Annotated in this window: 11 protein-coding genes; 6 read left to right on the forward strand and 5 right to left on the reverse strand. The window is 44.2% G+C overall.

Features of this window, described 5'->3' with window-relative positions:
- Positions 1–75: 75 nt before the first annotated feature.
- Both QZZ55_RS17255 and speB read right to left on the reverse strand, forming a co-directional pair.
- A complete protein-coding gene (locus QZZ55_RS17255; protein ID WP_293268669.1) occupies positions 76–1,563 on the reverse strand; it encodes an aldehyde dehydrogenase in 1,488 nt (495 codons plus the stop codon).
- 255 nt (positions 1,564–1,818) lie between these two features.
- The gene (gene speB, locus QZZ55_RS17260; protein WP_293268670.1) at positions 1,819–2,784 is read right to left on the reverse strand and encodes an agmatinase; all 966 of its coding nucleotides are present in this window, start codon (positions 2,782–2,784) and stop codon (positions 1,819–1,821) included.
- Positions 2,785–2,992: 208 nt separating this feature from the next.
- Between speB and QZZ55_RS17265 the strand changes: the two genes are divergently transcribed.
- Positions 2,993–3,916, forward strand: coding sequence for a LysR family transcriptional regulator (locus QZZ55_RS17265; protein ID WP_293268671.1), 924 nt, complete (start codon positions 2,993–2,995; stop codon positions 3,914–3,916).
- A 50-nt stretch (positions 3,917–3,966) separates the two neighbouring features.
- Here QZZ55_RS17265 and trmH read toward each other — a convergent pair whose 3' ends face one another.
- Positions 3,967–4,665 (reverse strand): tRNA (guanosine(18)-2'-O)-methyltransferase TrmH, encoded by a 699-nt coding sequence (gene trmH, locus QZZ55_RS17270; protein WP_293268672.1) that lies wholly within the window; start codon positions 4,663–4,665, stop codon positions 3,967–3,969.
- A 219-nt stretch (positions 4,666–4,884) separates the two neighbouring features.
- On the opposite strand from trmH, the gene QZZ55_RS17275 reads away from it, so the two are divergent.
- The gene (locus QZZ55_RS17275; RefSeq protein ID WP_293268673.1) at positions 4,885–5,544 is read left to right on the forward strand and encodes a CoA transferase subunit A; all 660 of its coding nucleotides are present in this window, start codon (positions 4,885–4,887) and stop codon (positions 5,542–5,544) included.
- Positions 5,541–6,188 (forward strand): 3-oxoacid CoA-transferase subunit B, encoded by a 648-nt coding sequence (locus QZZ55_RS17280; RefSeq protein WP_293268674.1) that lies wholly within the window; start codon positions 5,541–5,543, stop codon positions 6,186–6,188. The genes QZZ55_RS17275 and QZZ55_RS17280 overlap by 4 nt, the downstream gene beginning before the upstream one ends.
- A 108-nt stretch (positions 6,189–6,296) precedes the next feature.
- On the opposite strand, the gene QZZ55_RS17285 is transcribed toward QZZ55_RS17280, so the two are convergent.
- The gene (locus QZZ55_RS17285; protein ID WP_293268675.1) at positions 6,297–7,676 is read right to left on the reverse strand and encodes an L-serine ammonia-lyase; all 1,380 of its coding nucleotides are present in this window, start codon (positions 7,674–7,676) and stop codon (positions 6,297–6,299) included.
- 367 nt (positions 7,677–8,043) lie between these two features.
- Here QZZ55_RS17285 and QZZ55_RS17290 point away from each other — a divergent pair, with 367 nt between their 5' ends.
- Both QZZ55_RS17290 and QZZ55_RS17295 read left to right on the forward strand, forming a co-directional pair.
- Positions 8,044–8,877 (forward strand): AraC family transcriptional regulator, encoded by an 834-nt coding sequence (locus QZZ55_RS17290; protein ID WP_366512344.1) that lies wholly within the window; start codon positions 8,044–8,046, stop codon positions 8,875–8,877.
- A 67-nt stretch (positions 8,878–8,944) separates the two neighbouring features.
- Positions 8,945–9,559 (forward strand): LysE family transporter, encoded by a 615-nt coding sequence (locus tag QZZ55_RS17295; RefSeq protein WP_293268676.1) that lies wholly within the window; start codon positions 8,945–8,947, stop codon positions 9,557–9,559.
- Between the two features lie 96 nt (positions 9,560–9,655).
- Here the strand turns inward: QZZ55_RS17295 and QZZ55_RS17300 are convergent, their stop codons facing one another.
- A complete protein-coding gene (locus QZZ55_RS17300; RefSeq protein ID WP_293268677.1) occupies positions 9,656–10,111 on the reverse strand; it encodes a MarR family transcriptional regulator in 456 nt (151 codons plus the stop codon).
- Between the two features lie 213 nt (positions 10,112–10,324).
- On the opposite strand from QZZ55_RS17300, the gene QZZ55_RS17305 reads away from it, so the two are divergent.
- Positions 10,325–10,789, forward strand: coding sequence for a hypothetical protein (locus tag QZZ55_RS17305; protein ID WP_293268678.1), 465 nt, complete (start codon positions 10,325–10,327; stop codon positions 10,787–10,789).
- Positions 10,790–10,826 lie beyond the last annotated feature (37 nt).

Genomic DNA, 10,826 nt, shown 5'->3' on the forward strand with positions numbered 1-10,826 from the left:
TATCGAATCACCTAAAGTATAAAAAATATAAATAAGGTTAGCGTATAAAGTACGCTAACCTTTGTGCAGGCCCGTTTATAAACGAATCCATACATTTTTAAGTTCTGTATATTTCTCCATCGCGTGTAATGATTTATCACGCCCATTTCCTGATGCTTTAACCCCACCAAAAGGCACAGTTGAGTCACCTTCACCCCATGTATTTACCCAGACCATACCACTGTGAATCTTACGACTAACACGATGCGCTCGTGATAAATTGGCCGTCCATACAGAAGCACCTAAACCATATTTAGAGTCATTCGCTAGTGCGATAGCTTCCTCTTCTGTATCAAACTCACACACCGCCAGCACTGGCCCGAAAATCTCTTCCTGTACGAATGCCATGCCATTATTCGCTTCTGAAACAATGGTCGGCTTAGCATAAAAACCCTGCCCTTCAACGTACTCTGGAGTACCACCCAATAGCACCTCTCCTCCCTCCTCTTTAGCCGAGCGAATAAAGCGCGTGACTGTCTCTAACTGCGCTCCATCAACCATCGGGCCCATATTGGTGGCAGGGTTAAGCGGATCACCCGGCTGGTAATGACTAGCCGCGTCAACAAGTGCACTAATAAACGCCTCTTTAATGCTTTTTTGTACATAGATACGTGAGCATGCAATACACACCTCTCCTTGGTTTGAGAAGATAGCGGCGGCGGCGGTAGCAGCGGCTTTTTTTACATCATCACAATCTTCAAAAATCACATTAGGTGACTTACCGCCCGCCTCCAACCAAACACGCTTAAGGTTGGATTGGCCGGCATATTCCATCAACATACCTGCCACACGAGTTGAACCTGTAAATGCCAGAACATTAACATCGTGATGCAAGCCTAATGCTTTACCGGCTGTATGCCCAAAACCTGGCAACACATTAAACACACCATCAGGAATACCTGCCTCAGTCGCTAATTCAGCTAAACGCAGTGCACTTAACGGTGATTTTTCTGAAGGCTTCAAGATAACACTGTTACCTGCAGCCAATGCTGGAGCAAGCTTCCACGTCGCCATCATTAGTGGGTAGTTCCACGGTGTAATCGCAGCGACAACACCCACGGGTTCATGACTAATCAAGGCCAAGGTATCGTTACCTGTTGGTGCTATTTCACCATAAAGCTTATCGATGCATTCAGCAGTCCAACGAATACAGTCAATGCTGTCTGGAATATCTATCGCTGTCATTTCAGAGATTGATTTCCCCATATCCAGCGTATCTAATACTGCAAATTCATCTTTGTGTTGCTCAAGCAAGCCAGCCAGTTTCAACAATGTTTGCTTGCGCTGCTTAGGTGCTAATTCTGACCAAACACCTGAGCGATAAGCCTGCAAAGAACTTGCTACGGCTAGGTTTACGTCAGCCTCATCACAACTAGCAACATCTACCAGCAACTTCTCTGTTGCCGGATTAATACAGGGAAACGTTTCACCACTCACGGCAGGCTGAAAAGCACCATTAATATATGCTTGATGACGCAAAACGACAGATTCGCTCAACGCTTTCCACTGGGTATGGTTTGTCATGATTTATTCTCTCTGCTTTAACCGTAGATATCGCTTATAAGAACCAGTCTACGAGAACCCTAACCTGACAATATATACACCTGAGTAGGTAGCCTATATCGCTAGGGACTAATCGTTTATCAACTACCTACTCAAGGGTATATAAAGCGACCACTCGTATTAAGCAAGATACAAGAATGGTGTCTCCATGCTATATGGTATCGGCGCTCTTCTTTGAATATGCACTTTACCGCCTGCTCATAACAGGCGGCTTTTTTATGCCATTTTATTAGCCGCTAATACGTATAGATACTCCAGCGCTAAGGTTGCTCCAGCCAAAGAAGTGATCTCTGCCTGATCATAGGCAGGCGCCACTTCAACCACATCCATACCAATTAGATTCAAACCTTGTAAACCACGAATAACTTTCAATGCGCAATCAATACTAATCCCCGCGACAACGGGCGTACCTGTACCGGGAGCAAAGGCCGGATCTAGTCCATCAATATCAAAACTTACGTAGACTTTTTTATCTCCTACACGTTGTCGAATGCGCTCTAACGTTGCCGCAGGTCCGTGATCACCCACCCAAGCAGCATCCAACACCTCAAACGGATGACCTTCAACGGTATAAGCCGTACGAATACCAATTTGTAAGGAGTGTTCGGTATCAACCAACCCTTCTTGTACCGCATGATGGAAGATAGTGCCATGATCATATTTACTGCCACCAGAATAAGTATCGGTATGTGCATCAAAGTGAACCAACGCAACCGGGCCATGCTTTTTAGCGTAAGCACGTAAAATAGGCAGTGTGATAAAGTGATCTCCGCCAAAGGTTAATGCGCTTTTTCCCGCATTCATTATGGCACTGATATGCGCTTCAAGATTATCAACCAGTGTTTGTGGTTCACCATGCTTAAAGATGACATTACCGGCATCTGCCACTGCTAGGTGATCATCCAAAGCGAACGTCCAAGGCCATCGCGCGCCCTCCCACACTAAGTTAACTGATGCTTGGCGAATGCCTTGCGGTCCAAAGCGTGAGCCCGATCGCCCCGATGTTGCCATATCAAAAGGCACACCACTGACAATCACTTCCGCATCACACTGTGACAGTGTCGTGACGGCTGGAAATTGCATGAATGTCATACCCATAGCGCCATACAACGGCATATCTGCATCAGCTACTGCCGAACTGTTAGCAACACTTGCACTGGATTTATCATCAACATCAGACATTTTCTATTCCTTAATATTTATGCGCTATTAGTCCGGTTATTAATCTAGCGCTTGAGTTAACTTAACGCGTTAATTCGGCGTCTTAACAAAACCTGAGAATAGAATACCTTTCTATAATTTATTAGTTAAATGCATAGTTATAATATATAAATGCATCATATTAATAATTTATAATTCTCTTTCAACGAGCTTCTAGGAAGCGACCCCTATGAAACCACTGCGACAGTTTGACCTTAATTTACTGATTATCTTTGAAGCACTTATTAGTGAGCGCCATGTAAGCAAAGCGGCAGAGAAAGTATTTCTGAGCCAGTCAGCTATGAGTCATGCGCTCAATCGTTTACGCCAACAGCTCGATGATCCGTTATTGATAAGAACCGAGAACGGCCTACAGCCCACTCCTCGTGCATTAGGTATGCTGCCCGATGTCAGAGAGGCCCTTCAGCTTATTAACCGCACTATCGCTCCGACCGCTTCATTTGTTGCACATACCAGCGATCGTACGTTCAGTATTGCTTGCACAGATTATTTTGAATCAGTCATCTTCCCAGACCTACTCAAACATCTACAAAGCATTGCTCCCAACATCACACTAGAGATTGAGATGATAGGTGAACATACCTCTGCTGCCCGCTTGGAAAATCAACAGGTAGATATGGTAGTAGGCATGGATGCGACACAAAAGATCCCAGCGCATTTGATAGTACAGCAATGGCGAACAGAACAGTTTGTCTGCCTCGTTGGAAAAAATAATGCCTTAGTAACAGAATCGTTATCAGTGGAACAGTTTGTAACACTCGCGCATGTGGTTTTTTCTGACCTTACCGGAGACACTACTAGCACAATCGATAACTGGCTAAGTAGCCAACATCTATCCCGAAACGCTATTGCGCGTGCAACTAACTATATGGCAGCGGCCAGAATTGTTTCAAAGACACCAGCCATCATTACGCTACCTTCACATATGGCAGAGCTCTTTTGCCAAATGCTCCCGGTACGTATGGTTACGCCTCCCAGCACAATTCCCACTATAGAGATGACGACTATCCATCATCCGTTATTCAGCAATGACCCGGCTCTTAAATGGCTTAAAGAACAGATACACTTATTCAAGACACCACAACCAACCTAACACTTTTTAGCAAAAACTGACGCCACACTAGCGACTAGAGCAGGAGCGAGTTACCACTCGCGCTTAGCGGCCGTACCCTCTCTATAAGCTTGGTACCAAGCAGCCGAATCAGCCATAACCAAATCATCATCTAACGGAGGATACTCCAACCCTTTTTTACGGCAAAAATCAGCGATATCTGAGCAGCTCCACTCAAAAAGTGTATCTTTAAACTCCTGAGGATCCAGACGCGACTCGTTATATAAACCCGCTTTTAAACGCTGATTCTGCGCCTCAACCATTATAATGCCGGCTGCCGTTGAGACATTGAGTGAACCTACCATTCCCATCATAGGGATAAGGATATGTTGATCAGCAAGGTCTGCAGCCTCTTGGCTGACGCCGTCTTTCTCTGAGCCCATCAAAATGGCACACGGAATAGCATAATCAACGTCCCGATAATCAACAGCGCGTTCAGAGAAATGTGCTGCATAGATCTTCATCCCTTTGCTTCTGGCTTGTTGAATCGCCTCTTCACAGGTCTCGTGATGAATAGTTTTGACCCAACGATCACTACCTTTCGCTGTACCGCTATACCCATAACCTGTTTTGGGTGCCACGCTGTGTACATAGGGAACCCCTACCGCATCACAAGTACGGATCAGCGCCGCTAAGTTTCTCGATTTATGCACCTGATCAGTAATAAGCTGAAGGTCAGGTTGACGGCGTTCAAGCGTCGATATTAATTTTTGTTTACGTTGCGGGGTCATTGTTAAGCTCTGAGTCTTATTAGATACGTTATTTTAGCGAAAATAAGCGGACTTAACTGCACTACAATCCCAGAAAAGCGAACTTAGTCCGATATTTATGAGCTCTAGCCATGATTAACTTTTTTAGATGACTGATACAAAGCATGTTAACAACGCTTGCTAGGCTCTATTATGCTTTGATAGACCCATTTTTATAACGCTGCTACAGGAAGGCTTACATTGAAACATCCTCTTTCCGTTACGGAAGCCATCGCGTTAATACCCGATGGTTCAACTATAATGATTGGTGGTTTTATGGGTGTTGGTTCCCCACTAAGCCTGATCAAAGAACTGGTCCGCCAAGGTAAAAAATCGCTCTGCGTGATTGCTAATGATACCGCTCAAGAAGGCGCGGCTATCGGTCTGTTAATTGATGCCCATTCTGTAAAAAAAGTGATCGTTTCTCATATAGGAACCAACCCAGAAACTCAACGACAGATGATTGCAAAAGAACTTGAGGTAGAACTATCACCGCAAGGTACACTAGCAGAAAGAGTTCGCGCCGGAGGTTACGGTTTAGGCGGTATACTGACACCTACCGGGGTAAATACGCTGGCCGCTGAAGGAAAGCAGTTAGTAGAAGTAGATGGGGAGAGCTTTCTGCTTGAGCGCCCACTAAAAGCAGATTTTGCACTCATAAAAGCCCAACAATCTGACTACTATGGCAATCTAAAATATCGCCTGACTGCCCAAAATTTCAATCCATTAATGGCCATGGCTGCTAAGCATGTCATCGTCGAAGTTGAAGAGATGCTTCCTGTTGGCTGCATCCCTCCTGATGATGTACACACACCGGGCGTACTGGTTGATATGATCGTAAAAAGTGAGGCCAAAGCATGAATGGTAAAGAGATTATAGCCCGCCGTATTGCACAGGAAATCACACCGGGTTCACTGGTCAATCTAGGTATTGGTCTGCCAACCATGGTCGCCCACTATGTAGATAAAAACGACCATGTTTTCTTTCAATCAGAAAATGGTGTCATTGGTATCGGTGGCTTTCCTGAAGGAATGGAAAACCCTTCTTTGACCGATGCTGGCGGCAGCTTCATTGGTGTTTTACCGGGCGCGGCTGCGTTTGATAGCGCTTTTTCATTTGGTCTGATTCGTGGTGGACACCTCGACATGACCATACTGGGCGGGCTTCAGGTGGATGAGAAAGGCCATTTGGCAAACTGGATTATCCCCGGAAAAATGGTCCCCGGCATGGGTGGCGCAATGGATCTAGTAGCGGGTGCTAAACGCGTTATTGTCGCGATGACACATACCGCTAAAGGCAATGCAAAAGTAGTCGAATCACTTGCATTTCCGATGACAGCTGAGCGCAGAGTCGACCTAATCGTAACGGAAAAAGCCGTCATTCAACCTACTGAGGATGGATTACTACTGAAAGAGTTAGGCCCAGGGTGCACACTCGATGAGGTGCTAGACCTGACTGATGCCACATTGATCATTCCTGATAATATCCCACATATGCAAATATAAGAGTTACTTACATCAGCGAATCATTCGCTCTTTTAACTAACAACCTTCTGACAATAAAAAAGGGAATCCAATAGGACTCCCTCTTATTCTAAGATTTACCAATAATGCTTAACACTCTATTGCATTAACAGCCAAACCTCCGCGTGAAGTTTCCTTATACTTATCTTGCATATCCATACCTGTATCCCACATGGTTTTAATAACTTTATCTAAAGAAATAAAGTGTTCCCCATCACCACGAAGTGCCATTTGCGTTGCATTAATGGATTTCATTGCACCAATAGCATTACGCTCGATACATGGGACTTGAACCAAACCACCGACAGGATCACAGGTTAAACCTAAGTTATGCTCTAGGCCTATTTCAGCCGCATTTTCTACCTGTTCAGGCGTACCGCCAAGTACTTCACACAATCCCGCTGCCGCCATAGCACAGGCTGAACCTACTTCGCCTTGGCAGCCCACTTCAGCACCAGAAATAGACGCATTTTTCTTGCACAAAGCACCAATCGCCGCTGCCGCTAACATAAAGTCAACAATACACTTCTCAGTAGGCTTATCCGTAAACTCTGTGTAATACATCAATACTGCCGGGATAATGCCTGCGGCACCATTAGTGGGCGCGGTTACCATTCGCCCGCCCGCAGCATTTTCTTCATTAACCGCTAATGCATAAAGATTAATCCAATCCATGGCTCCCATCGTTGTACTGATAACATTAGGCTTTGTCGAACGGATCAAAGATTTATGCAAGCTCATTGCACGACGCTTAACATTCAACCCTCCCGGTAAAATACCTTCTTTATGCAAGCCATTAGCAATGCACTCTTTCATCACAGCCCAAATATCCATTAGGCCATCACGAATCTCCTGCTCAGAGCGCCAAACCTTTTCGTTTTCCATCATCAGCTGGCTAATGCTTAAGTTATTTGACTTACATAACTCTAGTAACTCAACCGCGTTATGAAATTCATACGGCAATGCCACCTGCGGTACCACATGCGCATCAGCCGTTGCTTCGCTTTCATCAATAACAAAGCCCCCGCCAATCGAATAGTAAGTATTGCTATAAAGCGTTTGCCCTTGTGCTCCAAAAGCTGAAATTCTCATCGCATTAGGGTGGTAAGGAAGGTTTTCTTCAAGAAGCAGCATATCCCGCTCCCAAACAAACGCTACTGGAAACTTATTCAATAAACGCAGAGTATTGCTCTCTTTGACAGAAGCGACCTCTTGCAAAATAATATCGGGGTTAACGCTACTTGGGCGCTCGCCTAACAAACCTATAATGACTGAGTTATCAGTACCATGCCCTATGCCAGTAGCACTTAATGAGCCAAACAAATCAACCTGTATTCGTGCCACATCAGATGCTAAGCATTTCTGCTCAAGGCAATCTGCAAATGTAGCAGCCGCTAACATCGGGCCTACGGTATGTGAGCTGGATGGGCCTACGCCTACTTTAAAGAGATCGAAAACGCTAATAGACATGATGCCTCCGCACAAAGTGCGTAAATTATTATTCTGATAGACAGGAGATTATGTTCTCACTCAAGAATGGCGTATGCCAATTTGCGACCTGTAGTTTTCTTAAAGCGTTAAAAGGGCCATAAAATGAGGTTTTTTACATATTTTTATTAATATAAGTACAACAGGCTCGTCTGTAGGCTGGAAATAAGCCAAGGTGAAAACGATACAAAGGCAACCACTCATACAAGTAGTTCAGCTATTCTCCATCGCTCAATGTCAGAACGACCGCAAAACAAAACGCGCAACTTTGTCCAAGCAATGCTTTTGTGCTTCGCCCTATACTAGATCTTAGCTTATATACGGCTTACCATTTGTATAGCGGTGAATTATGATGAAGCACGAAAACCAATTCCAATATATCAAAAGCCAACATCTTGACCAGGTAACTGTGTTGCAGGCAGAGATGGATGATTTCTCCTATGGAAAGCACTCCCATGAAGAATTCTCATTCGGTGTAACTCTGGCTGGGCGGCAGGACTTTTTTGCTAGCGGTGCATTTCACCGTAGTCACCCTGGTAACATCATCATTTTCAATCCCGGTGAAGTACATGATGGGCATTCAGGTACGGACGACACTCTGCAATACCGTATGCTTTATGTACACCCTAACCAACTAAAACCGATGCTCAGTAGTGCCGGTATAAAACAGAGTGAAGATTTTCAAATAGTTGATACGATGCTAGATGACCCTTTGCTGCGACAACACATTCTCAACATGGCGCTATTGATTGAAAATAAAACTAACGACAAACTTCAGCAAGAATGCGAGCTTTATCAGGTAGCACTAAGTATTGCACAACGTTATGGTGAATATTCACCCGAGCATAAAAGGCGTAAAGTTGATCGCTTACTGCTTCAGGCACGGGATTTTATTCAAGAGAATATCCAATCAGATATGTCACTGGATGAGATCAGCCAGCACGCAAACCTTTCCAAATATCATTTTTTGCGCCTGTTTCGCCAACAATTTGGCATTACTCCACACCAATATATTCTGAACTGTCGCGTTAACCGTGCTCGCGAAGATCTGGAATCAGGAACGCCTCTTGATGATGTGGTATTTCAGTACGGCTTTAGTGATCTTAGTCATTTCAATCGACGCTTTAAACCAACCTACGGAATGACACCACGACAGTACCAACAACACTTTATCCGCTACTGATGTAAAAAGTAAGCACCTCAGAAAAACCTAATTTCTACCTCCCCTATCTACTTTCAAGGTAATCACTATGCTTGAAATACTCGTATATGCGTTTGGCATTATGTACACCCCTGGTCCGTCAAATTTATTAAGTTTGAATGGCGGCATTAATGGTCATATCAGGCCTACATTACAATTTTGTCTGGGTGTCGCATGTGCCATGCTGTTGCTGTTCTTGCTGCTTGGCTATACAGGGGCTTGGTTGGTGAGCCCACGCTATCAATTACTGATTAGTTGCATTGGTAGCCTCTACATCGCTTACCTAGCTTTTAAAATTGCATGTATCAGTATTAACGTGATCGAGCCCGCAGAACAATCTGGCGAAGTAGATAACAAACTGAATTTCAAATCCGGGTTATTTTTGCAGCTACTCAATCCAAAGTCCTTCGTTGTCATATTCCCAATAGTTACAGTACAGTTCCCAGCTGTGCAGATCTCAGGAAGTTCAATTATGGTCTGGTCATTGCTGCTCTCAAGCTTTGCGTTTGGTGCACCAACCAGTTACCTATTAATGGGGGCTTACCTTGGAAAGCTTGTCCACCAGCCCCAGTATTTTCGCTTACTTAACCTGAGTATGTCGTTGCTGCTTTTTTATGTAGCGGGCGATATTGCTTATAGCCATATCTATCTAAAATGGGTATAGGTTTGTCTATTCATTCACTTAAAAGATTTGGCTTAAAATGGCACGGACGGTATTCTCGAGTATTACATAAGGCGACCCGCTTACACTCAGACTCTTTTATATCGAACGACTATCTCTTGCTGAAATAACTTTCTTAATAAGCTCATGAATCTGGCTACGCTCAACTTCAGATAGAGCAGACAAATAATCCTCATTACACTCCGTAGCCATCTGAACACCCGCAGCTTCTAATTCACGGCCTTTGTCAGTCAGAAAAATTTGATATGCCCTCCTACTGGTAGGATGCTTTTTCCTTTCTACCAAACCTAGAGCTTCGAGGGAATCAAGTACCCTTGTGGTGGTGTAGTTTGCCGTGTTGCAACGGGCTGCAAGCTCTACCTGAGTTAGTCCTTCCTCTTCCCAGAGAGCAAAGAGAGATGGCCAAAGACTGAGGCTTATGCCTATTTTTTTCAGTTTTTCATCAAGCGAAGATGCCATCTGCCCCCCCAATACTGCAACCAACCAGCCAAAGCTCTGATCCCTAGGTAATTGAGCTTCTTTCTTACCTTCCATCACTCATACCTCCAAAGTAGTCACGCCCAAAATCGAGCTGACTGCATCATACGTTCAAAATAGGAACGTGTCCAAAATGCATCAATTGCATTTGCAACTATTGCATATGTATGATACTTTCATTCCTTAATTCATCAGCATAAATTTCTGAGGCTGCCCTAGTAAAAGAAATATCTGATGACAGATAGCATTCAGCCCCAGAGGAGGTTCTCTATGAAACAGACACTAAGTTACCTACACCGTATAGCAGGTGTACTTGCCTTTCTTATGATCATGAGTTTTTTTAGCAGCACACTAATTACTGAGTTGATGGGTGATCAGGCAGCGATCCTGACAGTTAAAAAAGTCATATCGTATGGCGTATGGATTCTTATTCCTTTGATGGTGATCACAGGCGTAACTGGAAGTAAAATGGCCCCAAAAGCGAATGCTGGCCCTATTGGAAAAAAGAAAAAAAGGATGCCTTTCATCGCATTAAATGGACTGCTGATCTTACTGCCTTGTGCGATATATCTACAGCACCTAGCAAGTTCTGGCAGCTTTGATATGACCTTCTACACCGTTCAGGCAGCAGAGCTTATTGCTGGTTTTATCAACTTAGTATTAATGTCTCTCAATATCAGAGATGGTATGCGGGTCGTTAGGGCCAAAAAGATAATGCAGGGTCAACAAGAATAAACTTCACCCAGAACCCAGTAACAATCTACATAAATAG

It is taken from the genome of Neptunomonas sp. (genome assembly GCF_016744175.1).
GTDB lineage: Bacteria > Pseudomonadota > Gammaproteobacteria > Pseudomonadales > Balneatricaceae > Neptunomonas.

Coding starts and splice junctions, on each gene's coding strand:
- QZZ55_RS17255 (WP_293268669.1), bottom strand. CDS start 1,563: ATGACAAACCATACCCAGTGGAAAGCGTTGAGCGAATCTGTCGTTTTG.
- speB (WP_293268670.1), bottom strand. CDS start 2,784: ATGTCTGATGTTGATGATAAATCCAGTGCAAGTGTTGCTAACAGTTCG.
- QZZ55_RS17265 (WP_293268671.1), top strand. CDS start 2,993: ATGAAACCACTGCGACAGTTTGACCTTAATTTACTGATTATCTTTGAA.
- trmH (WP_293268672.1), bottom strand. CDS start 4,665: ATGACCCCGCAACGTAAACAAAAATTAATATCGACGCTTGAACGCCGT.
- QZZ55_RS17280 (WP_293268674.1), top strand. CDS start 5,541: ATGAATGGTAAAGAGATTATAGCCCGCCGTATTGCACAGGAAATCACA.
- QZZ55_RS17285 (WP_293268675.1), bottom strand. CDS start 7,676: ATGTCTATTAGCGTTTTCGATCTCTTTAAAGTAGGCGTAGGCCCATCC.
- QZZ55_RS17290 (WP_366512344.1), top strand. CDS start 8,044: ATGATGAAGCACGAAAACCAATTCCAATATATCAAAAGCCAACATCTT.
- QZZ55_RS17295 (WP_293268676.1), top strand. CDS start 8,945: ATGCTTGAAATACTCGTATATGCGTTTGGCATTATGTACACCCCTGGT.
- QZZ55_RS17300 (WP_293268677.1), bottom strand. CDS start 10,111: ATGGAAGGTAAGAAAGAAGCTCAATTACCTAGGGATCAGAGCTTTGGC.
- QZZ55_RS17305 (WP_293268678.1), top strand. CDS start 10,325: ATGAAACAGACACTAAGTTACCTACACCGTATAGCAGGTGTACTTGCC.